Annotated in this window: 20 protein-coding genes; 11 read left to right on the plus strand and 9 right to left on the minus strand. The window is 71.3% G+C overall.

The genetic code is table 11. The features are described from left to right. Positions 1–108 precede the first annotated feature (108 nt). The 3 genes from CFK38_RS07785 to CFK38_RS07795 form a co-directional block, all read right to left on the minus strand. Complete coding sequence (locus CFK38_RS07785) at positions 109–2133, minus strand: PTS fructose transporter subunit IIABC (RefSeq protein ID WP_096802566.1); 2025 nt, start codon at positions 2131–2133, stop codon at positions 109–111. Positions 2134–2196: 63 nt separating this feature from the next. Then, positions 2197–3153, minus strand: a complete 957-nt coding sequence (locus CFK38_RS07790) for a 1-phosphofructokinase family hexose kinase (RefSeq protein WP_096802567.1) — start codon at positions 3151–3153, stop codon at positions 2197–2199. Then, on the minus strand, positions 3150–3911 hold the full coding sequence (locus CFK38_RS07795; RefSeq protein WP_096802568.1) for a DeoR/GlpR family DNA-binding transcription regulator: 762 nt from the start codon (positions 3909–3911) through the stop codon (positions 3150–3152). The genes CFK38_RS07790 and CFK38_RS07795 overlap by 4 nt, the downstream gene beginning before the upstream one ends. Positions 3912–4139: 228 nt before the next feature. Between CFK38_RS07795 and CFK38_RS07800 the strand changes: the two genes are divergently transcribed. Then, positions 4140–6245 carry a BCCT family transporter gene (locus CFK38_RS07800; RefSeq protein WP_157773410.1) on the plus strand — a complete coding sequence of 702 codons (2106 nt, stop codon included), beginning with the start codon at positions 4140–4142 and terminating at the stop codon, positions 6243–6245. Positions 6246–6346: 101 nt separating this feature from the next. Then, a complete protein-coding gene (locus tag CFK38_RS07805; protein ID WP_096802569.1) occupies positions 6347–6859 on the plus strand; it encodes a phosphoribosyltransferase in 513 nt (170 codons plus the stop codon). Positions 6860–6926: 67 nt separating this feature from the next. Here CFK38_RS07805 and CFK38_RS07810 read toward each other — a convergent pair whose 3' ends face one another. Next, complete coding sequence (locus CFK38_RS07810; protein WP_096802570.1) at positions 6927–7985, minus strand: DUF808 domain-containing protein; 1059 nt, start codon at positions 7983–7985, stop codon at positions 6927–6929. Positions 7986–8184: 199 nt separating this feature from the next. On the opposite strand from CFK38_RS07810, the gene CFK38_RS07815 reads away from it, so the two are divergent. After that, positions 8185–8832 (plus strand): SDR family oxidoreductase, encoded by a 648-nt coding sequence (locus CFK38_RS07815; protein WP_096802571.1) that lies wholly within the window; start codon positions 8185–8187, stop codon positions 8830–8832. 131 nt (positions 8833–8963) lie between these two features. Further along, positions 8964–10145, plus strand: coding sequence for an MFS transporter (locus CFK38_RS07820; RefSeq protein WP_096802572.1), 1182 nt, complete (start codon positions 8964–8966; stop codon positions 10143–10145). Here the strand turns inward: CFK38_RS07820 and CFK38_RS07825 are convergent. Continuing rightward, positions 10135–10434: an acylphosphatase gene (locus tag CFK38_RS07825; RefSeq protein WP_096802573.1), complete on the minus strand. Its 300-nt coding sequence runs from the start codon at positions 10432–10434 to the stop codon at positions 10135–10137. The two genes, CFK38_RS07820 and CFK38_RS07825, sit on opposite strands and share 11 nt — an antisense overlap. Before the next feature lie 297 nt (positions 10435–10731). Between CFK38_RS07825 and CFK38_RS07830 the strand changes: the two genes are divergently transcribed. Next, positions 10732–11457: a PepSY domain-containing protein gene (locus CFK38_RS07830; protein ID WP_096802574.1), complete on the plus strand. Its 726-nt coding sequence runs from the start codon at positions 10732–10734 to the stop codon at positions 11455–11457. A 51-nt stretch (positions 11458–11508) separates the two neighbouring features. Here the strand turns inward: CFK38_RS07830 and CFK38_RS07835 are convergent, their stop codons facing one another. Beyond that, positions 11509–12681, minus strand: a complete 1173-nt coding sequence (locus CFK38_RS07835) for an amidohydrolase (RefSeq protein ID WP_096802575.1) — start codon at positions 12679–12681, stop codon at positions 11509–11511. A gap of 86 nt (positions 12682–12767) precedes the next feature. Between CFK38_RS07835 and CFK38_RS07840 the strand changes: the two genes are divergently transcribed. From CFK38_RS07840 to CFK38_RS07860, 5 genes are all read left to right on the plus strand, one after another. Further along, the gene (locus CFK38_RS07840; RefSeq protein ID WP_096802576.1) at positions 12768–13655 is read left to right on the plus strand and encodes a PPK2 family polyphosphate kinase; all 888 of its coding nucleotides are present in this window, start codon (positions 12768–12770) and stop codon (positions 13653–13655) included. A 73-nt stretch (positions 13656–13728) separates the two neighbouring features. Continuing rightward, positions 13729–14226, plus strand: coding sequence for a thiol peroxidase (gene tpx, locus CFK38_RS07845; RefSeq protein ID WP_096802577.1), 498 nt, complete (start codon positions 13729–13731; stop codon positions 14224–14226). A 136-nt stretch (positions 14227–14362) separates the two neighbouring features. Then, entirely contained in the window at positions 14363–14749 is a 387-nt protein-coding gene (locus CFK38_RS07850) for a DUF488 domain-containing protein (RefSeq protein ID WP_096802578.1), read from the plus strand. Positions 14750–14881: 132 nt separating this feature from the next. After that, positions 14882–16180 (plus strand): globin domain-containing protein, encoded by a 1299-nt coding sequence (locus CFK38_RS07855; RefSeq protein WP_096802579.1) that lies wholly within the window; start codon positions 14882–14884, stop codon positions 16178–16180. Between the two features lie 81 nt (positions 16181–16261). Further along, positions 16262–17170 (plus strand): sulfite exporter TauE/SafE family protein, encoded by a 909-nt coding sequence (locus CFK38_RS07860; RefSeq protein ID WP_096802580.1) that lies wholly within the window; start codon positions 16262–16264, stop codon positions 17168–17170. Positions 17171–17275: 105 nt separating this feature from the next. Here CFK38_RS07860 and CFK38_RS07865 read toward each other — a convergent pair whose 3' ends face one another. Both CFK38_RS07865 and CFK38_RS07870 read right to left on the minus strand, forming a co-directional pair. Then, positions 17276–18064: an alpha/beta fold hydrolase gene (locus tag CFK38_RS07865; protein WP_096802581.1), complete on the minus strand. Its 789-nt coding sequence runs from the start codon at positions 18062–18064 to the stop codon at positions 17276–17278. Positions 18065–18148: 84 nt separating this feature from the next. Continuing rightward, a complete protein-coding gene (locus CFK38_RS07870; RefSeq protein WP_096802582.1) occupies positions 18149–18985 on the minus strand; it encodes a hypothetical protein in 837 nt (278 codons plus the stop codon). 117 nt (positions 18986–19102) lie between these two features. Here CFK38_RS07870 and CFK38_RS07875 point away from each other — a divergent pair, with 117 nt between their 5' ends. Continuing rightward, on the plus strand, positions 19103–22006 hold the full coding sequence (locus tag CFK38_RS07875; protein WP_157773411.1) for an AfsR/SARP family transcriptional regulator: 2904 nt from the start codon (positions 19103–19105) through the stop codon (positions 22004–22006). 113 nt (positions 22007–22119) lie between these two features. Here CFK38_RS07875 and CFK38_RS07880 read toward each other — a convergent pair whose 3' ends face one another. Then, complete coding sequence (locus CFK38_RS07880) at positions 22120–24360, minus strand: NADP-dependent isocitrate dehydrogenase (protein WP_096802584.1); 2241 nt, start codon at positions 24358–24360, stop codon at positions 22120–22122. Positions 24361–24420: the final 60 nt, after the last annotated feature.

Below are 24420 nucleotides of genomic sequence, written 5' to 3' on the forward strand. Positions count from 1 at the left end.
CCGCCGCGCTGCGCAGGGCCTTCGGTGCCACGGCCGAGCATACGGAAGCACCCCGCCGCGGCGGGGTGCTTCCCGGGGATCGCCCGCCGCGCGCGGCGGGAGCGCTGATCAGGCGAGGGCGCCCTGGCGGCGCTGCCCGACCTCCTTCAGCACGGTCACCAGTGCGCCGGCCACCAGGGCGCCGACGAGGATCGCGAGCAGGAAGCCCCAGATCGGGGAGATCGCGAAGGCGACGAAGATGCCGCCGTGCGGGGCCTGCGAGCCGACGGAGAAGGCCATGATCAGCGCGCCGGTGACGGCGCCGCCGGTCATCATCGAGGGGATCACGCGCAGCGGGTCGGCCGCGGCGAAGGGGATCGCGCCCTCGGTGATGAACGCCGCGCCCAGCAGCCACGCGGTGGCGCCGTTCTCCCGCTCGACGGGGGAGTAGAGGTGACGGCGCACCACCGTGGACAGCGCCATCGCCAGCGGCGGGACCATGCCCGCGGCCATCACGGCCGCCATGATCTCGAAGGCCGCCTCGGTGCCCTGCGAGAGGCCCGCCGTGGCGAAGAGGTAGGCGGCCTTGTTCACCGGACCGCCGAGGTCGAAGCACATCATCAGCCCGATGATCACGCCGAGCAGGATCGCCGAGGAGCCGGACATGCCGGTCAGGGCGTCCTGGAGCGTGGTCATCAGCGCAGCCAGCGGACGCCCGAGGAAGAGCAGCATCAGACCGCCCACCACCAGGGTGGTCACCAGCGGGATGATCACCACCGGCATCAGGCCCGCGAGCCAGCGCGGCGGGGTCAGGGTCGTGAACCACAGCGCGACCAGGCCCGCGAGCAGGCCGGTGACCAGGCCGCCGAGGAACCCGGCGCCGACGGCCAGGGAGATCGCCCCGCCGATGAAGCCGGGGGCGATGCCGGGGCGCCCGGCCAGGCCGAAGGCGATGTAGCCGGACAGCGCCGCGACCAGGAAGCCCATCCCGAGGCTGCCCAGGGTGAACAGGACCGCACCGAGGTAGAGGGCCAGGCCCGCCCGGTCCGTCTGCAGCATCCCGGTCGCGCCCTCGTACTCCTGCGCGCCGGGCAGGGAGGAGAGGGAGTAGCCGGTCGCGACATCCTGGGCGACGAAGGCGACGTCGAAGCCGCCGATCAGGAAGCCCAGCGCCATCAGCAGGCCGCCGGCGGCGACGAACGGGATCATGTACGACACCCCGGTCATCACGGCGCCCTGGATGCGGCGCGGCCAGGACTGCTTGCCCGCCGAGCCCGTGTCCTCGCCCGCTGCGGACCCACCGCCTGCGGAGACCCGGGCGGCGGAGGGATCGGAGGCCGCGGCCACCGCTTCGTCGATCAGCTGCGGGCCGTGCGAGATCGCCCGCTTGACCGGATGCTCCACCAGCGGCAGGCCCGCGAAGCGCTCACGGCCGGAGATGTTCACGTCCGCGGCGACGATCAGCGCGCTCGCCGCGGCGATCTGCTCCGTCGTGAAGGGGGTGACCCCGCCGGATCCCTGGGTCTCCACATGCAGGGTGACGCCCTTGTCCTTCGCGGCGTTCTCGAGCGACTCGGCCGCCATGTAGGTGTGGGCGATCCCGGTGGGGCAGGAGGTGATCGCCAGCAGCACGGGGGCATCGCCCGGCGCGCCGTCACCGGCCGAGGTCGCCGTCCCGGCCGCAGCGGCCGCCGGAGCCTCCGTGGGCTCGAGCACGCCCATCACCAGGTCGGAGACCTGCTCCGGTGCCGTCGCCGCGCGCAGCTCGGCGAGGAACTCGGGGCGGATCAGGGCCCGGGAGAGCTGGGCCAGCAGCTGCAGGTGCTGATCATCGGTGCCGGCCGGGGCGGCGATGCCGATGATGAGGTCGGCGGGGCCGTCGGCCGCGCCGAAGTCCACGGGCTCTGCCAGGCGGAGGACGCCGAGGGCGGCCTCCTGCACGGCATCGGTGCGGCAGTGTGGGATCGCGAAGCCGCCGGGCATGCCGGTGGCGAAGGACTCCTCGCGCTGCAGCAGGCCGGCTTCGAGACCGGCGCGGTCGGCGCGGCCGGTGGCGGCGATGAGATCGGCCATCAGCCCGATCACGGCGAGCTTGTCGCCGGGAGGGTCGACCTCGAGGCGCACCAGCTCAGGGGTCATCAGGGGACCGGACATGGGTTCTCCTTCGAACGGGCCCGCCCCGCGGCAGCAGGACGAGGGACTGCGGGATGCGGGAGGTCAGAGCCGGATGACGCGCTCTGCGTCGGGCCGGACCTGGTCGGGGCGGGGGATGGTGGTGCCGGGGAGGCCGACGGCGGCGGTGCCGTAGGCGAGGGACCGGGCGAGGCGCTCGCGGGGATCCTCGCCCCGCTCGCGGGCGATGAGATAGCCGGCGGTCGCGGAGTCCCCGGCGCCGACGGTGGAGACCACCGGACCGGCCGGGGACGGGGAGTACCAGGCGGTGCCGTCGGTGGCGAGCAGGCCACCGGCGGCGCCCAGGGTCACCAGCACGGCGCCCACGCCCTGGCGGTGGAGGTCCAGGGCGGCATCCCGGACCCCGGTCAGCTCCCCGGCCGCGGCCTGCTGCTCCAGCAGCACGCCGTCGGTCCCCACGATCTGCCCGAGCTCCTCCGCATTGGGCTTGAGGAAGTCCGGGGCGGTGCCCGGCAGCGCGGCGGCCAGCGCGGTCAGCGGCGACTCGGAGGTGTCGACCCCGACCCGGGCTCCGATGCCCTGGAGCGACTGGACCAGGCGCACGTACGTGTCCGTCGGCAGGCCCGGGGCGAGGGAGCCGGAGAGCATGACGCTGTCGCCGGCGGCCACAGCACCCAGCAGCAGCTCCTCGAGCGCCGTGACCTCGGCGGGGGAGAGCGTCGCGCCGGGCTCGTTGAGCTTCGTGGTCGTCTGCGGGGTGGAGAGCACGGTGAGGTTCGTGCGCACCCGGCCTGCGACGGTGCAGCTGCGGTGCGGGAGCCCGGCCGCCTCCAGGAGCTCCAGCAGCGGATCGGAGGGGGCGGCGGGGAGCACGGCCAGGACGGGCAGGCCGGCGCGGTGCACCCCGAGGGCGACGTTGATGCCCTTGCCGCCGGGCTGGGTGCTCTCGGCCCCGATGCGGTGCACGCCGCCGGGGGTGAGCGGGCCGCCCAGGTCCACCGTGCGGTCCAGGGAGGGGTTGGCGGTGAGGGTGATGATCATGCGAGGTGGACCTCGATCCCGGAGTCGAGGAGGCGCTGGCGGAGCTCGGTGGGGAGCTCGGCGTCGGTCACGAGCACGTCCACGTCGGTGAGGGCGGCGAAGGTGACCAGGTGACGGGCGCCGATCTTCGTGGAGTCGGCCAGCACCACCCGCCGTCCCGCAGCGCGGACCATCGCGGTCTTGACCGCGGCCTCATCGGGGTCGGGGGTCATGAAGCCCTCGGCATCCACTCCGTTGCAGCCCAGGAAGGCGACCTCCGGGTGCAGGGGGCGCAGCGCCTGCACGGTGGAGGAGCCGACGGCCGCCTCGGTGGTGGGGCGGACCCGACCGGGCAGCACGTGCACCGCGAGATCGGTGTGGACCAGGGCGCCCTGCGCGATGGCCGGGGCGTTGGTGATCACGGGGCCGCGCCGCCCGGACAGGTGGGGGAGCAGCTCGGCGGTGGTGCTGCCGGCGTCCAGCAGCACGGCGGCCTGCGGGTCGGCCGGCAGCAGGGCCGCGGCGGCGACGGCGATGCGGCGCTTGGCCTCGACGTTCGTCACCCGGCGCGAGGTGAGGTCGGGTTCGACCTCGGCGGTGCGGCGGGGGACGGCGCCGCCGTGGACACGCACCAGCAGGGCCCGCTCGGCGAGCTGGTCGAGGTCGCGGCGGATGGTCTCGGTGGTCACCTCGAACTGCGCGGCCAGCTCCGTGACGGTCACCCGGCCGGTGCGGGAGAGTGCGTCGAGGATCCGGCGCTGGCGCTCTCTGGCGTACATCGGTCCACCTGCTTCATCGGAGGGACGGAGGCGGCCGACGGGGGTGCCGGGTGCCGCGTTGCCCGGAACACTACCCACAGAACCCACAAAGAACAAGTGTGGGATCGTGTTGCTTTGTGGGTTGTCGGTCCGGTGCCCGTTGCGGCGTTCCCGGTGTCCCGGGGCCGACCGGCAGTTACAGTGAGCGCTGCGCCCACGCCGGATGCCGCGCTGACTCCTGGAGGATCGATGAACCGTCCTGACCCTGAGCACCCGGAGAGCCGCACTCGGCAGTCCGCACCCGGCGAGACCTCGCGCGGCACGGCTGCCGCGGCCGACGAGTACGCGGCCCAGCGCCGGGTCCGCTTCTTCACCACGCGCCAGCAGGCGCGCCGGTTCCTGTCGGAGGTGAACTACCCCCACCGCATCCACCCTGCGCTCGTGCCCGGCGTCGCGGTCGAGGACCAGAAGGTGCGCTATGGCGTGGACCGCGGGGTCGTCGTGGTGGTCGGAGCGCTGATCATCGGATTCGTGGTCTGGGGTGCGCTCTCGCCGCAACAGGTGTTCGACATCTCCGGCGCGGCCCTGAGCTGGGTGATGGAGAACCTCGGCTGGATCTTCAACGTGATCGCCATCGGCATGGTCCTGGTGCTCCTCGTCCTCGCCTTCTCCCGCTACGGGAAGATCCCCCTGGGTCTGGACGGAGAGAAGCCCGAGTACGGGACGGCCTCCTGGGCGGCGATGCTCTTCGGCGCCGGCATCGGCATCGGCATCATCTTCTTCGGGCCCTACGAGCCGCTGACCTTCTATCTCTCGCCGCGTCCCGGAGCGCCGTACGACGGCGGATCGATCGCGGCGATGAAGGGGGCGATCGCCCAGTCCGCCCTGCACTGGGGTTTCAACGCCTGGGCGATCTACGCGATCGTGGGGCTCGCGGTCGCCTACGTGTCCTTCCGTCGCGGACGCGTGCCGCTGATGAGTGCGATCGTCTCCGGTCTGTGGGGCGGGGACTCCAGCTCGCTGCCCAGTCGCATCATCGACGGCCTGGCGATCATCGCGACCCTGTTCGGCACCGCCGCCTCCCTCGGCATCGGCGCGATGCAGATCGCCCGCGGCGTCGAGATCGTCACCGGGCTGGGCACCGCCGGCAACGGGGTGGCGATGGCCATCATCATGGTGCTGACCATCGGGACGATCGCCTCCGCGGTCTCCGGGGTCAACCGCGGCATCCGCTGGCTCTCGAACATCAACATGGCCCTCGCCCTCGCACTGGCCGTGTTCATCTTCGTCGTCGGCCCGGCCGTGTTCCTGCTGAACATCATCCCCGGGGCGATCGCCGAGTACGTCGGCACCCTGCCGGCGATGCTCGGGGCCAATATGTCCGAGGGCGAGGACATGCAGGCGTTCCTGTCCTCCTGGACCTCGTTCTACTGGGCGTGGTGGGTGAGCTGGGCCCCGTTCGTCGGCGTGTTCACCGCGAAGATCTCCCGCGGCCGCACCATCCGCCAGTTCGTGCTCGGGGTGCTGCTGATCCCCTCGTCGATCATCGTGCTCGCCTTCGCCGTGCTCGGCGGGACCGCGATCTGGCTGCAGCGCCGCGCGAGCGAGCTCGATGCCGCGGGCAACACCGTGGGGATCGCGGACCCGGACCTGGCGATCGCCCCCGACGGCACGATCGATTCACTCCCGCTGCCCGCGGAGATCTTCTTCGCCGTCATCGACCAGCTGCCCGGCAGCGTGGTCATCTCCGCGATCGTGATCATCATGCTGGGGATCTTCTTCATCACCTCGGCGGATTCCGCCTCGCTGGTGAACTCGCAGCTGTCCCAGAAGGGCAATCCCTCGCCCCGGCGCCTGATCACCGCGTTCTGGGTGCTGTGCATGGCGGGGATCGCCGTGGTGATCCTGCAGTTCGGCGGGGAGAACGCTCTGAAGGGCCTGCAGAACCTCATCGTCGTCACCGCGCTCCCCTTCGCCGTGATCCTCATCCTGATGGTGGTGGCGCTGGTCAAGGAGCTGCGCAATGACCCGATGATCATCCGCGACCACTACCAGGAGGTGGCGATCGAGAACGCCGTCAAGGTCGGGGTCGCCGAGTACGGCGACCACTTCGCGCTCAGCGTCGAGCCCACCAGCACCGACAGCGAGTTCGCGACCGGAGCCGAGTTCGACTCCACCGCCGCGGAGGTCACCGACTGGTACGTGCGCACCGACGAGGAGGGCAACCCCGTCGAGTACGACTATGAGACCGGGGAGTACCTCTCCGAGGGCGGCACGGAGCAGCGTGGGTCCGGGCCGGAGCAGTCCGGCTCCGGGCCGGAGCGGGAGGGCTCCGGAGGCACCGCACAGGGGTGAGGCATCCGCCATCGTCACCGCGCTGGGGACGTCCCGGGCGCCCGCGGGCCGTTACCATCGGAGCACGCTGCGAGCACCGCACCCCCAGGAGAAGAGCACCGATGTCCCAGGCCTTTCACGCCGACTCGTCCGACCTCGTCGCCAAGGAGGTGCTGACGTGGGAGCTGTTCGGCACCGCCTCGCGGGAGCTCGCGCAGTCCATCGCCGATTCTGACTTCGACCCGGAGATCATCATCGCGGTCGCCCGGGGCGGTCTGCTGCCGGCCGGCTCCCTCTCCTACGCGCTGGGTCTGAAGCTCTCCGACGCGATCAACGTCGAGTTCTACACCGATGTCCACGAGACGCTGCCGGACCCGGTGCTGCTGGCCCCGATGCTCGACACCGAGTCGATCCAGGGCAAGCGCCTGCTGGTGGTCGACGACGTCGCCGATTCGGGTCGCACCCTCGCCCTGGTGCTGGATCTGCTGCGCGAGATGGGGGCCGACGCCCGCAGCGCGGTGCTCTACGCGAAGTCCGCCTCGGTGGTCGATCCCGACTTCGTCTGGCGCCGCACCGACGAGTGGATCGTCTTCCCCTGGTCGGCCGAGCCGCCGGTCACCCCGTCGAAGGGCTGACCGCCCGGTTCTGAGGTTCCGTCGACGTCGGGGCCTCGGTCCGGCATCGACGGGCCCCAGCGCTCGCTCAGCGAACGTCCGAGGGGGGCGGGGACTGCCGATCGTCAGGGTCGCGGGGCCCGCTCCGCCCCGTGCCGCTCCCGTGTTCCGCACCGCGCTCCGTGCCGTGCTCCGTCGGGACCTGCGCGCCCTCCTCGCCCCCGTGGTGGCCGAAGGGCAGGACGTGCATGATCACGACGACGACGGCGCCGATCAGCAGCCCGAACACGAAGGAGCAGAAGGTGTTCAGCAGCCAGGCGAGCACGCCGCCGACCGCGGCGACGCCCGCCACCATCTGCTCGAGGTGGTGGACGAGGCCGTAGGGCTGGGCGAGACCGAGATCGTGGGTGCCGACCAGCAGGATGTGGCCGCCCACCCACAGCATCGCGACCATGCCCACGTAGCTGATCACGTCCATGACGCGCGGCATCGCCCGGACCAGGCCGTGGCCGAAGGTCCGCTTGAACTCGGAGTCACCTTCGGCCGCCATCGCGAGACCCACGTCGTCCATCTTCACCAGGATGCCGACGGCGCCGTACACCAGCACGGTGATGCCGATCGCGACCACCACGAGCACGATCGCGCGCGCCCACAGCGACTCCGCCTCGATCGAGTTCATGGAGATCACCATGATCTCCGCGGAGAGGATCAGATCGGTGCGCACCGCGCTGGAGACGATCTTGTCCTCGGCGTCCGGGCCCTTGGCGGCGGCCGGTGCCTGCTTGGGCTTGCCACGGACCAGCTCCCAGATCTTCTCCGCACCCTCGAAGCTCAGATACAGACCGCCGAGCATGAGGATCGGGGTCAGTGCCCAGGGCGCGAACACGCTCAGCAGCAGCAGGGCCGGCAGGATGAAGAGCAGCTTGTTGCGGAAGGAGCCCTTGGTGATCCGCCAGATGATCGGCAGCTCGCGCTGGGGCTTGAGCCCCTTCACGTACTGCGGGGTCACCGCGGCGTCGTCGATCACCACGCCCATGGCCTTCGACCCCGCTCTCGCGGACGCGGCCGCCACGTCATCGGCGCTGGCGGCGGCCAGGCGGGCGAGCACGGCGACGTCATCGAGCAGTGCGGCGAGTCCACCGGCCATGCTGAGGTCCCTTCCCTCGAGGAGCGGGCCGCCCTGCGGCGACCGGGGCCAGGATAACCGGGCGAGTCGGCCCCGCCGGCACCGTCGAGCCGGGATCCGGAGCCGCCCACCGCGGTCGGTCGCCGGGCCGGAATCACCCCACAGCGAAAGCGGCGGCCCGGGGGTCGACGGCGTCCGGCTGCGGTGACATGGTGAGGACATGGATATCGCACTCATCGGAGGACATGGCAAGGTCGCGCTGCTCGCGACCCCGCTGCTGGTGGAGGCCGGCCACACGGTCCACTCAGTGATCCGCAACCCGGACCACACGGCGGAGGTGGAGGCCACCGGCGCCCAGGCGGTGCTCACCGACATCGAGACCCTCGACGGACCGGGCTGGGACGAGCTGCTGCGCGGCAAGGACGCGGTGGTGTGGACCGCCGGAGCCGGCGGCGGAGCCCCGCAGCGCACCCGCGCCGTGGATCAGGACGCGGCGATCGCCTCGATGGACGCCGCCCAGCGGGTCGGCGCGGATCGCTACCTGATGATCAGCTACTTCGGGGCGAGCCTGGACCACGGCGTCCCGGAGTCGGAGCCCTTCCACGCCTATGCGGAGGCCAAGGCGCAGGCCGATGAGCACCTGCGCGGCACGCAGCTGGCATGGACGATCCTGCAGCCCTCCGGTCTCACCCTCGAGGAGCCGACGGGGCGGATCGCGCTGGCTGCCGCCGAGGCCGGCACCGTCTCTCGCGGCAACGTGGCCCGCACCATCGCGGCCGCCCTCGAGCGGCCCGGCACGGCCGGGAAGACGCTGCCCTACAACGACGGCGAGCAGGAGATCGGCGAGGCCTTCGGCGCCGTGGGCTGACAGCGCCCGTCACCGACTGCAGACGCGTGACGTCCCCGGCCGCCAGGAGCGGCCGGGGACGTCCGCCGTCCGGGGACCGGCGGTGCCCTATCGTGTGAGCGTTCGACCAGGCCGGAGACCGAAGGAGCACAGTGGACAGCGCACGCCGATGGGCAGGAGTGGTGGCGCTCGCCATCGGGATCTTCGTGCTCATCACCGTCGAGGAGCTGCCCATCGGGGTGCTCAGCGTGATGGCTCCGGATCTCGGCGTGAGCGAGGGCGTGGCCGGTCTCGCGGTCACGGTCCCGGGGATCCTCGCCGGCGCGGTCGCCCTGTGCACACCCGTCCTGGTGCGCGGCCTGGACCGACGGCTGGTGCTGGTCCTGGCGCTGGCCTCGGTGGCGCTGTCCTGCGCACTGAGCGTCATCGCCCCGACCTTCGCCGTGCTGCTGCTGGCGCGGCTGTTCGCCGGGGTCGCGATCGGCCTGTACTGGGCGGTGATGGCGATCGTCGCCCTGGGACAGGTGCCCGCGAAGCATGCCGCCCGGGCGCTGACCATCGCCTTCGCCGGCGCCGGGGGAGCGCTCGTGCTCGGGGTGCCGGTGGCCGCCTGGATCGGCACCCACCTGGGGTGGCGCCTGGCCTTCGCGGTGGTCGGGATCGTCGCCGCCGGGGTCGCCCTGCTGATCCTGGTGCTGGTCGAGCCGGTCCGCTCCCCGGTGAAGGTGACGGGACGGATGATGCTCGCCGCCGCCCGCACCCGCGGGGTGCGCTACGCGCTCGGCCTGATCGCGCTGGCGGTGGTGGGACAGTTCCTCACCTACAGCTATATCAGCCCCGTCCTGCTCGAGCGCGCCGGCGTGGGGCTGGGGGACATCGGGCTGATGCTGCTGGTGTTCGGCGTCGCCGGGCTGGTGGGGAACTTCGCGGTGGGCCCGCTGGTGCGCCGCAGCCCGCCGGTCGCAGTGCTGGTGGTGGTCACCGGGATCGGCCTGAGCCTGCTCGCCGTGCTGACCGTGATGGACGACCCGCGGCGAGCGCTGGCGGTGATGGCGGGATGGGGGCTGTGCGTCGGCGCTATCTCGGTGGCGATGCAGGCCTTCATCGGCTCCGAGGCGGGAGAGGTCCTGGAGGAGGCCACGGCGCTGAACAGTGCCGGCTTCAACACCGCGATCGCGATCGGGGCCCTGATCGGCGGGCTGATCCTCGACGCCGCCGGACTGACCCCGATGATCCTCACCTCGGTGCTGATGGTGGGCGGCGGGGCGCTGCTGGTCGGGCACTATCTGCGCACCTCCCGGGTCCCGGACCCGGCGGCGTCGCTCAACCGGTGATCCGGAACGAGGCGACGCCGCGAGGATCCTCCCGGCGCACGTCGACCCCGTCGACCCGGGCGCCGGAGGGACCCCGGCGCAGCTGAGCGATCATCGCCTCCACGGCCTCGGGGCTGCCCTCGAGCGCCGCCTCGACGCTGCCGTCCAGCAGGTTCCGCACGGTGCCGCCGACCCCCAGCCGTGCTGCCTCGGCGGCGGCATCCATCCGGAACCCGACCCCCTGCACCCGGCCCCGCACACGCACGATCCGCCGGACCCGGTCGGCACCGTCCTCGGTGTCCTCGCTCATGCTCGCTCCCGTGTCTCCGCATCCCGCTGCCGGGCCGCGCCCGGCTCGGCCTCGGCTGTCGCCCGTCGCGCCTCAGCGATCGGCTCTCGTCGGTCGATCCTAGCCGAGCCCGTTCGCGACCTGCCCGTGCGCAGAGGCACGGGAGCGGGCAGATGAGGTGGGGATGAGAGTCCCCTCAGAGTCGCCCTGACCTTCTGCTTCGCCTCTACGCTGGGTATATCCGGCCGCTTCCACGGCCATGACCTCGGGACCGCGCCGCAGGGCGGCGGGAGTCCCTCCCCAGGAAGGTGTCCCGCCATGACCCGCACGATCCTCCGTCCCCGCAGCACCGCCCGCGCCGCCGCGCTCGGCGCGCTCGTGATCGCCCTCGCCGCCGGCTGCGGCGGCACCGAGCAGGGTGAGGACGGTGCCGCCCCTGCGGACGAGCCCGGCACCGCCCAGGACGGCGGTGCCTCCGACGGCGGCGGCGACTCCGAGGCCGGTGCCCCGGCCGAGGACGACGCCACCGCCGACGGGGCCGCGAGCGATGGCGGAGCGGAGGCGCCCGATGAGCAGGATCCCGCAGCGGAGGCGCTGCCTGCGGACGCGGATCTGGCCACCGCGGAGCTGCCGATCACCGCCGAGCGCGCGATCGAGATCGCCACCGAGACCACCGGCGGCGGCGACCTGGTCCAGATCGAGATCGATCACGACGACCGCGCCGGAGCATGGGAGTGGGAGATCGTGCTCCTCGAGGAGGGCACCCAGCACGAGCTCGACATCGACGCCACCACCGGCGAGGTCACCGAGCACGAGAGCGATGAGGACGACGACCAGGATCCCGTGGTCGACGTGACCGCGCCGATGACGCCCTCCGAGGCGATCGAGATCGCGCTCGGTCAGGAACCCGGGCGGGTCAGCGGCTGGGAGCTGGACTCCGACAGCGGCACCATCCGCTACCAGATCGACATCGACCGCGCCGAGGGAGGAGACGTCGAGGTGGAGGTCGACGTCGAGACCGGCGACGTCCGGATCGACGACTGACCTCGGCGGCGCCCGGAGACCCCCCGGGCGCCGACGCGGCCCCTCCCGTCGTCAGCGCGGGGCGATCACCGGCTCGCCGGCCGCATCGCGATGCATCACCTCACGGCCGCCCTGCCATACGCGCAGCGTCCGGTGCCGCACGTCCAGCGGATCCCCCTCCCACAGCACCAGGTCCGCGTCCTTGCCCGGAGCCAGCGAGCCGAGCCGGTCCGCGACCCCCAGCACCTCGGCCGGGTTCAGGGTGATCGCCCGCAGGGCATCGGCCGGGGCCATCCCGTGCTTGACCGCGAGGGCGGCCTGGTCGACGAGGAACTCGATCGGCACCACCGGATGGTCCGTGATGATCGAGACCTTCACCCCCGCCGCGGTGAGGATGCCGGGCGCCTTCGGGGTGCGGTGACGCACCTCCACCTTGGACCGCGAGACGATCAGCGGGCCGTAGAGCACCGGCACCCCGGCCTCCGCGATCCGGTCGGCGATCAGGTAGGACTCGGTGCCGTGGTCGAGCACCAGCTCGAAACCGAACTCCTCGGCGATCCGCAGTGCGGTGGCGATGTCATCGGCCCGATGGGAGTGCTGGCGCCAGGGGATCTCCCGCGCCAGCACCCGGCTGAGCGCCTCGGAGACCAGGTCCGAGTCGCGGTCCTCCACCGGCTTGGCGGCCCAGGCACGGGCCTTCGCGAAGGCCTGCCGGATGGTCAGGGCGACGCCGAGCCGGGTCGAGGGGGTCTGCGAACGCTCGCCGTAGACCCGCTTGGGGTTCTCCCCGAGCGCGGCCTTCAGCCCGGAGGGGCTGCGCAGCACCATCTCATCCACCACCCGGCCGTGGGTGCGGATCGCGACCGCGAGGCCGCCGATCGGGTTCCCGGAGCCGGGGTTGACGTTCACCGCCGTGATCCCGCCGACGATCGCGTCGTCGAAGCCGATCTCGACGGGGTTGATCGCATCGATCGCCCGGGCCGCGGCCATCACGGGCTCGGTCATCTCGTTGGTGTCCTCCCCGGCCCAGCCCTCACCCTCCTCGGCGACCCCGAGGTGCACATGGGCGTCGATGAAGCCCGGCAGCAGCCAACCGCCTGCCGCATCGAGGACCTCGGCCTCCGCCGGGACCTCCAGCTCCGGGCCGAGGTCGGTGATGCGGCCGTCCTGGATCAGGACGGTGCCGTCGAAGGGCTCGCCCTGGATCGGGACGACGTGGGCGTGGGTGATGGCGGTGAGAGTCATGCCACGACATTCCGCCGCCGGGGCGGCGGAGTCAAGTCAGCCGCGGATCGCCGACGCGCCGGGGGCGAGGGGTCTACTCTGCCTGCATGGCGAAGACGTCGAAGAAGTCGAAGAAGACCGCGGCCCCGGAGCGGACGCCCAGGGGCTTTCCCCTCGACTCCGGCTGGACCGGCGAGGTCACCGGGTTCGACCCGCGCGCCACCCCCGGCTTCGAGGGGAAGAAGGCCGACGGCAAGGAGCTGCTCGCACTGCGCGATCGTGCGCTCGACGACCTGCAGGAGCGCCTGTACGCGGCGCATCACGGAGAGCGGGACGGCCGCTCCGTGCTGCTGATCGTGCAGGGGATGGACACCGCCGGCAAGGGCGGGATCATGCGGCACGTGGTGGGGAACGTGGACCCGCAGGGCGTGGACATCACCGCCTTCAAGGCGCCCACCCCGGCCCAGAAGCGTCATGACTTCCTGTGGCGGATCCGCAAGCACACCCCCGCTCCCGGGATCATCGGGGTCTTCGACCGCTCGCAGTACGAGGACGTGCTGATCCATCGGGTGCACGGCTGGGCCGATGCCGCGGAGATCCGCGAGCGCTGCACCGCCATCAACGCCTTCGAGCGGGAGCTCACCGAGGCCGGCACCACGGTCGTGAAGGTCATGCTCCACATCTCCCGCCAGGAGCAGGGGAAGCGGCTGCTGGAACGACTGGAACGGCCGGACAAGCACTGGAAGTTCAGCCCGGCCGATGTCGACGAGCGCGCGCACTGGGACGACTACATGGAGGCGTACACGCAGGCGCTGCGCGCCACCTCGACGGTCGGCGCCCCCTGGACCGTGGTCCCGGCCGACCGCAAGTGGTACGCCCGCATCGCCGTGCAGCAGCTGCTGCTGGATGCACTGGAGGGCATCGACCCGCAGTGGCCCGCAGCGGACTTCGACGTCCCGGAGCAGATCGGACGCCTGCGCGCGACGATGGACTGATCGCGGCCCCGGTTCCCCGAGACGCCCCAGGGGCCAATTTGTACCGCTGGGCTCGAAGGATGATGATGGCGGCATGACTTCCGTTACTTTCCACAGCAATCCCGTCACGACCGTCGGCGAGCTGCCCTCGCAGGGCGCCGCCCTGCCGGCCTTCGAACTCGTCGGCCAGGACCTGTCCGCCGTCAGCAGCTCGGACCTCGCCGGCAAGCGCGTGGTGCTGAACATCTTCCCCTCGCTGGACACCGGCACCTGCGCGATGAGCGTGCGGACGTTCAACGAGCTCGCCGCGGGCCTCGAGAACACCGTGGTCGTCTGCGTCTCCGAGGACCTGCCCTTCGCCCAGGCCCGCTTCTGCGGCGCCGAGGGCATCGAGAACGTCGTCACCGGCTCCGCCTTCCGCTCCACCTTCGGCCAGGACTTCGGCGTGACGATGGACGACGGCCCGTTGGCGGGCCTGCTCTCCCGCGCGGTCGTCGTGACCGACGAGAGCGGCGCGGTCGTCCACACCGAGCATGTCGCCGAGGTCACCGACGAGCCCGACTACGAGGCCGCGAAGGCCGCCCTGGTCTGAGGCGCCCCGCTTCCCGGACCCGGTCCTCGCCGTCGCGCGGGCCGGGTCCCTGCGTTTCCCCGGCCACCGCATCGTTTCTCCGGCCACCGCATCGCTGCTGACTCACCGCTGGTGGTCGCCCATCGAAGGAGTTCTGATGACCGCATTGCACATCGACCTGGCCCGCGTCCACGACATGCTCGATGACGAGGGCTCCGACCCGACGGAGTTCCGGGTGCTGGTGGACCGGCTCTGGCCGCGGGGCGTGAAGAAGGAGCGCCTGCAGCACGACGACTGGGACCAGGACGCCGCCCCCAGCTCGGACCTCCGCACCGCCTTCCACAGCGGGGAGCTGGACTTCGAGGAGTTCGCCGGCCACTACCGCAGGGAGCTCGACGACTCCGGCGCCGCCCAGGCGCTGCGGCGGCGGGCGATCGACGCCGGTGCGACGCGTCTGGTGCTGCTGTTCGCGGCGAAGGACACGGAGCACACTCACGCCCAGGTGCTCCGGGACGCCGTGGCCGAGGCCGAGGCCGGGGACTGACAGCACGCAGAGCGCTGGACCCGGACCGGTCAGGACGAAGGTCGCGGGTCCGGGAGCCGTCGGATCCCTACCGTTGAGGCGAGCTCGTCGCGGAAGCGTCGGAATGCTCCACCCCACCAGGAAGGAACCGACGTGACCGTCGATGTCGCCCATGCTCTCCACCCGCAGCTGGATCCGGACGCCCGGCTCGCACCAGCCCACGAAGAGGCCGTGAAGGCGACCCTCCCGCTGGTCGGTGCGCACATCGAGGAGATCGCCCCGGTCTTCTACCAGCGCATGTTCAGCGCCCACCCGGAGCTGCTGGCGGATACCTTCAACCGGGGCAACCAGGCGCAGGGCGCCCAGCAGAAGGCGCTCGCCGCCTCGGTCGCCACCTACGCCACCCTGCTGGTGACCCCGGAGGCCCCGAGCCCGCGCGAGATGCTGGGGCGCATCGGCCACAAGCATGCCTCCCTCGGCATCACCGAGGATCAGTACGGCATCGTCCATGAGCACCTGATGGCGGCGATCGTCGAGGTGCTCGGGGCGGAGACCGTCACCGCCGAGATCGCCGCCGCCTGGGATGCGGTCTACTGGCACATGGCGGCCACCCTCATCGACTTCGAGAAGGAGCTGTACGCCGCGGCCGAGGTCGCCCCCGGAGACGTGTTCCGGGAGGCGGTCGTGCTCCGCCGCACCCAGGAGAGCTCGAGCGTGGCCTCCTATGTGCTCTGCGCCGTGGCGGGCGAGGAGCCGCTGCGGGACTTCGTCCCCGGCCAGTACACCACCGTCGGGGTGCGACTGCCGGACGGCGCCCGACAGCTGCGCCAGTACTCGCTCTCGGACGCCCCGGGAGAGGGCCGCTGGCGGATCACCGTGCGTCGCGTCGACGCCGCGGATCCGGACCCCCGGGGCGAGGTCTCCTCCTGGCTCCACGGGAACCTCCGGGAGGGCGACCGGCTGCAGGTCACCCTGCCCTACGGCGACCTCGCCCTGGAGACCCGCAGCGAGGACCCGGTGGTGCTGATCTCGAACGGCATCGGCATCACCCCGATGCTCGGGATGCTGCGCCACCTCGCCGCCGCGCAGCCCCACCGCCCGGTGCGCGTGCTGCACGCCGACCGGGACGCGGGCGACTCCGCTCACGTCCGCGAGCTGGTGGCGACCGTGTGCGCGCTGCCCGAGGGGGCGGATGCGCGGCTCGGGCTGTGGTTCACCTCCGCGCAGCCCGCCGAGGAGCTCCCCGGGACCGCCACGGGCAGGGTCAGGGTGCACGCGGGGCGGATGGGCCTGCGGGCCGAGCACCTGCGCGAGGACGCCGCGATCTACCTGTGCGGCTCCCACGGCTTCCTGCAGAACGTGCGTGGGCAGCTGGAGGAGCTCGGGGCGGATCCCGAGCGGGTGCACATCGAGCTGTTCGCGCCGAACGACTGGCTGCTGCCCGCGGGCTGACCCGTCCAGGCTGCGGCGGCTCGCGGCCGAGGGGCAGGACGCGAGCCGCCGCACGTGAGTTCGTGGGTAGAGTCGACGCTCGTGGAACCCGTCTCGCTGATCGTCCTGCTCGTCATGGGCACCCTCGCCGGAGCCATCAACGCCGCAGTCGGCTCCGGGTCGCTGCTCACCCTCCCGGTGCTGCTGGCCCTCGGGATCCCGCCGGGGGTCGCGGTGCGCACCAACACCATCGGGATCCTCTTCTCGACCTTCGGCTCCGTGTACGGGTATCGCCGCGAGATCGCTGAGGAGAAGGGGAATCTCGGCCCGCTCATGGCGGTCACCGCCGTGTGCGCCACCGGCGGTGCGCTGCTGCTGCTGATCTCTCCCACCGGCGCGCTCGATGTGATCGTGCCGCTGCTCATCGTCTTCGCACTGGGCATGGTCGTCTTCCAGAAGCGCATCACCGCCGCGCTCCGCTCCTCTCAGGAACGGCGCGCGGCACGCCGAGCGGCCGGGAGCACCGCCACCGCGGCAGCGGAGCGAGGCCGTGGCCCGGTCACCGCCGCCGGCCCTGCGCTCGAGGGGGGCGCTGCGACGGAGGCCGGGACGGATGCGATCGTCGGGGCCGCGTCACGGAGCCCGTACCGCTCGCCGGGCCTGATCGGCACGATGGGCGCCGCCTCGGTCTACGGCGGCTATTTCACCGCTGCTCAGGGCATCCTCTACCTCGGCGTGCTCGGTGCGTTCACCGGGCGCTCGATGCGTTCGGTCAACAGCATCAAGAACCTGCTCAGCCTGATCGTGAACCTCGCCGCCGCCACCGTGTACCTGATCGCGCACTTCGTGCTGGGGGTCGAGATCGTCTGGCTCGCGACCGCGGCGATCGCCGTCGGTGCTCTGCTCGGCGGATACTTCGGTGCCCACCTCGCCAAGCGGATGCCGGAGTGGCTGCTGCGCGGCATCATCGTCGCCGTCGCCCTGTTCGCACTGGTGCGCCAGATCCTCTGACCGGCCCCGCCCGGCTGCGCGGCAGCCCCGCCCAGCGGCGCCGAGTGCGACCGGCGGCACCGCTCCCGGCGTTCGAGGGGTGCCGTACGCAGCACTGAACTCGTCTCAGCGCAGGAACGGCAGGACGTGCGCGAGCACCTCGTCCGGCGGGAACAGGGTGGCGCCGTGGTCGCGGCCCGGCAGCGGCACGAACTCCGCATCCGGCATCAGTGCGGCGGCCCGCTGCGACTCCTCGAATCGCGGATGATCCTCGGTGCCCGCCATCCACAGGGCCGGCACTGCGGACCCGGCGAGCACGTCATCCGGGACCGCCGGGGTCCGGTCCGTGGCCTCCAGCAGGGCCGCGACCGCCCGGGGATCAGCCGCGAGGAAGGCGGTGCGGGTGGCCCGGGCGTGGCGCGGGACGACTTCGGGACCCAGGCCCTGCCCGGCGCAGAACGCCTCCATGCCCTCGGTCCGCACGGCCTCGATCACGCCGGGGAAGAACACCGAGTCCACGACGCCGTGCTGTGCGGAGGCGGAACCGCCGAGGCTGATCAGGTGCGTCACCCGGTCCGGATGGGAGAGCGCGGTGCTCAGCGCCACCCGCGCCCCGAGCGAGTAGCCCAGCAGCGCGGCGCGTGCGATGTCCTCGGCATCGAGGATGGCGAGCAGATCGGCGACGAAGGTCTGCTGGGTGAAGGCCGACGTCTCATGGGGCGCTCCCGACATGCCGTGCCCGCGCAGATCGACCCGGACCACCGTGTGCTCGGTCGAGAGCGGCCCGAGGTAGCCCAGCCCGCGCCAGATCGCTCGGGAGAGGACCGAGCCGTGCAGCAGCACCAGGGCCGGGCCGGAGCCGGAGACGTCGTAGCGCAGCTCGATGCCGTCGACGGGTGAGGGGATGACGGGCATGGACCGAGTCTTCCATGTGGTGAGGACGCGGTGATCCCCACGGGCATTTCCGCGACGACCAGGCACGAGAGCCTCGACGGGTGATCAGCCGACCGGCAGAGCAATCTGCGGTGAGACATGAACCCAGTTGACGCTCCAGGTGAAGCGATCGTCTCCGTTCCTGTCACCGAAGTACACGTCCAGGTACGGGCCGTTGCGAAGCACGCCCACGTCCCGGATGTGATGATCCTTCGTGGTGTAGTCGAAGTGGAAGCCGGTGATTCCGAACTCGGCGCGCGGGGGAGCGTCCAGATCTGTCCTGTCTGCACCCTTGGCCACACCGGACGAGCTGCCCGTGGCGATGTTCATGCCCGCCTGCGGGATCGACACGAAGTCGACGAGGTACCCGAAGACATCGTCGTCGTTCCTGTCGTTGAACGTCACGGTGAGGACATCGCCACTGATCTGCACACCGAGTTGATCGATGTGGTGATCCCGCCCGCCTGTGAAGTAGAGCGTGAAACCGGTCAGTGCGTACAGGCGAGGAAACGGTGAGAGCCTGTCTCGCGGAATCCTCCTCTCCACCGTTCCGACCGCGCCCAGATCACGCATCTGGAACCGTGAACCACGCGGCAGGAGCGCGTGGGCCGCACGGTAGAAGTACCAATCCGAGCCGCTGTCCGGGTCCCTGTCGCGCAACGAGACTGCGAGGCGACCGTCCGGCACGGAAAGATGAGGCCGGGCGGCATTCGGTGTCAGGTCCTGTGAGTCCCCGCCGGGCAGCAGCATGAGCATGTTGAGATGGTTGTCCGGTGGCGTCGTGTCGCCCACCCCGTACCCGAGATAGAATCCATGGAGCATGGGGACTCTGTTGCCTGACCGTGCGTAAGTCTCGTCGAGTTCTGTGCCCTTCTCGAATCCCATACTGCTGACTGTGGCCATGACCTGTATCTCCTGCTGATCGAGGGATGAACTGCTCGGTGGGGAACCCACTGTGCCCACGAGCCCTTTCACCGACCTCTCACGGGCCTGCCGCGGGTGGACAATGGGGCCATGGTCATGGCACCAGTGGAGATCGGCGTCCTGGGGTCGCTCGAGGTCCGGAGCGCTGGGGCGGTGATCGAGATGCGCGGCGCGCGGCTCCGAACGGCTCTGGCCACGCTCGTGATCCACGCTCCCCATCCGGTCTCCGCGGACGCGATCGCCACAGCGGTGTGGGGCGAGAACCTGCCGGCCCGACCGCACGGCGCCGTGCAGACGATCATGTTCCGGTTGCGAGCAGCGATCGGCGAGTCCGTCGTGCGGACAGGCCCGGCCGGCTACAACCTCGAGCTTCCCGCTGATGCAGTCGACGTCGCCCGGTTCGAGGAGCTGTGCCGGCGGGCCGGGACCACGCCGCCTCAGCAAGGGGCCGTACTGCTCGATTCTGCTCTGGAGCTATGGCGCGGTCCTGCGTACTCCGAGTTCGCCGACATGGACGTCGCCCGGGCAGAAGCCGTCCGCCTCGACGAGCTGTGGATGCACTTCATGGAGCGCCGTGCGATGCTCGCGCTCGAGCTCGGCGACGCCGACGGGGCCGTCTCCCGACTGCAGCGGGTCGTCGACGAGCAGCCTCTGCGTGAGCACGCCCACGGACTGCTCATGACTGCTCTTTCGAGGGCCGGCAGAACGGCAGATGCCCTTGACCACTTTCAGACGCTGCGCCAACACCTCGCCCAGGAACTGGGCCTCGATCCGTCTCCGACGCTGCGGGATCTCCAGGTGCAGATCCTCGGCCACGCCGTTCCGCAGCACACAGGTCCGGCCCTCCAGCCGTCCCTGCCACGACCCCCGCACCTACCACCGGGGTGGCAGCCGGCCGGAGATCTCTTCATCGGCCGGGAAGACGAGTCCCTCGCGCTCCTGCGGGCCGTCACCGATGGCAGGCTGGTGTGCGTCACCGGCCCGGGCGGGGTCGGCAAGAGTCGTCTCGTGGCCGAGGTCCTGCCCGAGCTCTCCCGGCGGCTCGCCCGCCCGGTCGCGGTGGTCGAACTGGCCGATGCCGCTCCGGGAGAGGTCGACGAGACAGTCGCGGCGACGCTCCGCCTCGGGGCCACCTCCGATCCTCGTGCCGCCGTGATCGAGTACCTCGGCGCCACGTCGCTGATCCTCGTCCTCGATGGCTGCGAGGGTGTCCGCGAGCAGACACGGAGCTTCGTGGAGCCCGTCTGGCGAACGGCACCGCGCGTCCACCTCGTGGTGACGAGCCGCCGTCGGCTGGAGCTGGAGGTCGAACAGGTGCTCCCCCTGGGGACGCTGCCGTCGCCCTGCCCTGCGGACCCTCCGGACCGTGCAGTCACGACGCCGGCCATGCGGCTGTTCCTGGAACGGATGCGGCGTCTGCGGCCCGCGACGGATCTCACCGGACCCGTGGTGGACGACGCAGGCGAGATGTGTCGTCTCCTCGACGGCTTGCCTTTGGCGCTCGAACTGGCCGCGACTCAGGCCGCCACGGTCGGCGTGCGAGCCGTGCGGGAGGAACTTGCGGCCGGCGTGCAGCTCGGCGGCAGCGAGGCAGGTTCGCTGCGCGCCGTCGTCGCGCGATCGTACGACCTGCTCGAGGGAGGGGACCGTGCACTGCTCAGTCGGCTCGCATCGTTCAGCGCAGGTTTCGGGCTCGATGACGCCGAGCAGGTCGCGCCCGAGGGGCAGGCTCGCTCCGGCCTGTCCCGGCTGGTCCACGCCTCATTGGTCACGCCGATCGAAGGTGAGATCGCACCGCGCTTCCGCCTGCTGGGACCGGTGCGCGCATACGCGAGTGAATGGGCCGACGCGGACACCCCCGCGACCTTTTGGCGATGGGCGGCAGACCGCAGCGACATGCTGTCCGAGCAGGCGGTCGGTCCAGGCGCGACGACGGCGCTGGCCCTCCTCGACCTCACGCAGGCGGACCTCGCCGCAGCCGCGGCCGGGGCCATATCCGGGGGACGAGTAGACCTGGCGGCCCGCATCGTCGGCAACGCGGGATCGTGCGTTCACTGGGTCCCTGGAACCGCCCTGGCCGAGGTCACGATCCAGGTCGGCGACCATCCCGACCTCCCGGGAGCAGAGGAAGCCTCCCGTGCACGCGCCGCGGCGGCGATGGTCGCCGTCGAGCGCGGCGAGCTCGATCGAGCCGAGCGGCTCGGCCTGAGCGCCCTGCGGGCGGCTGTCACGACGCAGGAGCGATACCTTGCCCTGACATCGCTGAGCGTTGCGGCCGTCTATGCCGGAGAGCGCGGAAAGGCGGCGAGGCTCTGGCAGGAGGTCGCCTCGCTCGATGACCTTTCCGCGGCCTACGTGGTCGATGCACACGCCGCGCTGGCGCTGGTGCTCGTGGCATCCGGGGCCACAGCCGACGCTGAGCTCCACGCCGCTGCCGCGTCCCGGGCGGCCGAACGCAGCGGGGCCGCCCCCCGGCTGGCATTCGCGCTCTATGCCAGCGGCGAAGTGCTGCTCACCAGTGACGTGGAAGCGGCCGCCGACGTCCTGCGGGAAGCGGCTCGAGTGGCTGACACCTCCCATGCCGAGCAGATCGCCACGGTCACCAGGGTGGCGCTGCTGTCCGCGCTGGCTCGCAGCGGCCGGACGGCCGACGCCCTCGACCTTTCCCGCACCCTGCTGGATCTTCAGCAACGACGGGGCCACTGGCCGCAGGCATGGACCACGATGCGAATTCTCGCCGAAGTGTTCACCCTGGTCGGACGACTCGAGACAGCCGAGCTGGTGCTGGCCGCCGCAGAGTCGGATGAGTCGGCGCCGAATCTGGCGGGCGCTGACGTCGACCGTTACCGGCAGCTTCGCACGAAGATGCACCAGGAGCTCGGCACCGATCGCGCCCACCGCATCGCGGCTCTCGCGCGGCTGCTTCCCCGCACGCAGATTCTCGATCGCGTCCGCAGCGCGGTCGTCGCATCGAGCACGCAGGATGCTGATCTGCCGTGATGCCGGTCCTCGAGGCGAGTCCTCGAGACGTGGGCCGCTGAAGGGCCGCCTGCCGTACCGGATGTCCCGGGCCAGCAGGCGTCCTCTTCGTCGGGATCACTGAGGCTCGGGTGTCACAGCGCCGCGGAGATCTCCTCGAGGATCCGGTTGAAGGTCTTCGACGGGCGCATCACCGCGGCGATCTTCTCCAGGTCCGGGCGGTAGTAGCCGCCGATGTCCGCGGGCTCGCCCTGCACCGCGAGCAGCTCCTCGGCGATGGTCTGCTCACCGTCGGTGAGCTCCTTCGCGATCGGGCCGAAGGCGGTGGCGAGCTCGGAGTCCTCGCTCTGTGCGGCCAGCTCCTGCGCCCAGTACAGGGCCAGGTAGAAGTGGCTGCCGCGGTTGTCGATGGTGCCGAGCCTGCGCTGCGGGGACCTGCCCTCGTTCAGCAGGGTCTCGGTGGCGCGATCCAGCGCGTCGGCGAGCACGCGGGCGCGCTGGTTGTCCGCGGTGCGGGCCAGGTGACGCAGCGACTCGGCCAGCGCCAGGAACTCGCCGAGGGAGTCCCAGCGCAGGTAGTCCTCCTCGATGAGCTGCTGGACGTGCTTGGGGGCGGAGCCGCCGGCGCCGGTCTCGAACAGGCCGCCGCCGTTCATCAGCGGCACCACCGAGAGCATCTTGGCGCTGGTGCCCAGCTCCAGGATCGGGAACAGGTCGGTGAGGTAGTCACGCAGCACGTTGCCGGTCACCGAGATGGTGTCCTCGCCGCGCCGCACCCGCTCCAGGGTGTGACGGGTGGCGTCCACCGGCGACATGATGCGGATATCGAGGTCCTCGGTGCCTGCGCCGTCCACCGGGGCCGCCAGGTACTCCTGGACCTTCGCGATGAGGTTGCGGTCATGGGCGCGGGACTCGTCCAGCCAGAACACCGCGGGCATCCCGGACTCGCGCGAACGGCGCACCGCGAGCTGGACCCAGTCGCGGATCGGGGCGTCCTTGGCCTGGCAGACGCGGAAGACGTCCCCGACGGCGACCTCATGGCTCAGCAGAGCGGCACCGGCGGCGTCGCGCACCTCGACCCGGCCCTCGGAGGCGATCTCGAAGGTCTTGTCGTGGGAGCCGTACTCCTCGGCCTTCTGCGCCATCAGGCCCACGTTCGGGACGGTGCCCATGGTGGTGGGGTCGAAGGCGCCGTTCGCCTGGCAGTCCTCGACGGTCGCGGCATAGACGCCGGCGTAGGAGGAGTCGGGGATGACCGCCAGGGTGTCCTGCTCGGCATCGTCCTGGTTCCACATCTTGCCGCCGCCGCGGATCATCGCCGGCATCGAGGCGTCGATGATGACGTCGGAGGGGACATGGAGGTTGGTGATGCCCTTGTGGGAGTTGACCATCGCCAGGTCCGGGCCAGCCTCCAGGTCCTTCTCGATGGCGGCCGCGACCCCGTCGCGCACGGTGGCGTCGAGGTCCTCGACCCCGGCCAGGATCCCGCCGAGGCCGTTGTCGGGGGACAGGCCCGCCGCGGCCAGCTGCTCGCCGAACTCGGAGAACAGGGTGGGGAAGAAGGCGCGCACGGCGTGACCGAACAGGATCGGGTCGGAGACCTTCATCATGGTGGCCTTCAGGTGCAGGGAGAACAGCACGCCCTGCTCCTTCGCGGCGGTGATCTGCTCGCGCAGGAAGGTCTCCAGCGCCGCGGCGCGCATCACGGTGGCGTCGACCACCTCACCGGCGAGCACCGGGATCGACGGCTTGAGCACGGTCTCGGTGCCGTCGGCCGCGACGTGCACGATCGACAGGGTGTCCTCGGCCTGCAGGACCACGGACTGCTCGTTGTCCCGGAAGTCGTCGGCAGCCATGGTGGCCACCGACGTCCTGGAGTCCGTGCTCCAGGCGCCCATGCGGTGGGGGTGGGCCCTGGCGAAGTTCTTCACCGCCGCGGGCGCGCGGCGATCGGAGTTGCCCTCGCGCAGCACCGGGTTCACCGCGGAGCCCTTGACCGAGTCGTACCGGGCACGGATGTCCTTCTCCTGGTCGGTGGAGGGGGACTCGGGGTAGTCCGGCAGTGCGATCCCTTGGGCCTGCAGCTCGGCCACGGCGGCCTTCAGCTGGGGCACCGAGGCGGAGATGTTGGGCAGCTTGATGATGTTGGCCTCGGGGGACTTCGCGAGCTCACCCAGCTCGGCCAGCGCATCGGACTCGCGCTGGTCCTCGGGCAGCAGATCGGAGAACGCCGCGACGATGCGACCGGCCAGGGAGATGTCACGGGTGGTGACCTCGATCCCGGCGGTATCGGAGAAGGCATCGAGGATCGGCAGGAACGATGCGGTCGCCAGCATCGGCGCCTCGTCGGTGTGGGTGTAGATGATGCGCGCCATGTGTCGCGTGCTCCCTCGGGTCGATGCGGAATTTGTCTTGACGTCAAGACTAATCGAGGA

The organism is Brachybacterium vulturis (genome assembly GCF_002407185.1).
GTDB lineage: Bacteria > Actinomycetota > Actinomycetes > Actinomycetales > Dermabacteraceae > Brachybacterium > Brachybacterium vulturis.

What these genes read in the sequence shown, in the direction of transcription:
- CFK38_RS07785 (WP_096802566.1), bottom strand. Translation starts at nt 2,133, where the DNA reads ATGTCCGGTCCCCTGATGACCCCTGAGCTGGTGCGCCTCGAGGTCGAC.
- CFK38_RS07825 (WP_096802573.1), bottom strand. Translation starts at nt 10,434, where the DNA reads ATGAGCGAGGACACCGAGGACGGTGCCGACCGGGTCCGGCGGATCGTG.
- CFK38_RS07810 (WP_096802570.1), bottom strand. Translation starts at nt 7,985, where the DNA reads ATGGCCGGTGGACTCGCCGCACTGCTCGATGACGTCGCCGTGCTCGCC.
- CFK38_RS07790 (WP_096802567.1), bottom strand. Translation starts at nt 3,153, where the DNA reads ATGATCATCACCCTCACCGCCAACCCCTCCCTGGACCGCACGGTGGAC.
- CFK38_RS07850 (WP_096802578.1), top strand. Translation starts at nt 14,363, where the DNA reads ATGACCGCATTGCACATCGACCTGGCCCGCGTCCACGACATGCTCGAT.
- CFK38_RS07795 (WP_096802568.1), bottom strand. Translation starts at nt 3,911, where the DNA reads ATGTACGCCAGAGAGCGCCAGCGCCGGATCCTCGACGCACTCTCCCGC.
- CFK38_RS07815 (WP_096802571.1), top strand. Translation starts at nt 8,185, where the DNA reads ATGGATATCGCACTCATCGGAGGACATGGCAAGGTCGCGCTGCTCGCG.
- CFK38_RS07835 (WP_096802575.1), bottom strand. Translation starts at nt 12,681, where the DNA reads ATGACTCTCACCGCCATCACCCACGCCCACGTCGTCCCGATCCAGGGC.
- CFK38_RS07875 (WP_157773411.1), top strand. Translation starts at nt 19,103, where the DNA reads ATGGCACCAGTGGAGATCGGCGTCCTGGGGTCGCTCGAGGTCCGGAGC.
- CFK38_RS07805 (WP_096802569.1), top strand. Translation starts at nt 6,347, where the DNA reads ATGTCCCAGGCCTTTCACGCCGACTCGTCCGACCTCGTCGCCAAGGAG.
- CFK38_RS07840 (WP_096802576.1), top strand. Translation starts at nt 12,768, where the DNA reads ATGGCGAAGACGTCGAAGAAGTCGAAGAAGACCGCGGCCCCGGAGCGG.
- CFK38_RS07830 (WP_096802574.1), top strand. Translation starts at nt 10,732, where the DNA reads ATGACCCGCACGATCCTCCGTCCCCGCAGCACCGCCCGCGCCGCCGCG.
- tpx (WP_096802577.1), top strand. Translation starts at nt 13,729, where the DNA reads ATGACTTCCGTTACTTTCCACAGCAATCCCGTCACGACCGTCGGCGAG.
- CFK38_RS07800 (WP_157773410.1), top strand. Translation starts at nt 4,140, where the DNA reads ATGAACCGTCCTGACCCTGAGCACCCGGAGAGCCGCACTCGGCAGTCC.
- CFK38_RS07880 (WP_096802584.1), bottom strand. Translation starts at nt 24,360, where the DNA reads ATGGCGCGCATCATCTACACCCACACCGACGAGGCGCCGATGCTGGCG.
- CFK38_RS07865 (WP_096802581.1), bottom strand. Translation starts at nt 18,064, where the DNA reads ATGCCCGTCATCCCCTCACCCGTCGACGGCATCGAGCTGCGCTACGAC.
- CFK38_RS07870 (WP_096802582.1), bottom strand. Translation starts at nt 18,985, where the DNA reads ATGGCCACAGTCAGCAGTATGGGATTCGAGAAGGGCACAGAACTCGAC.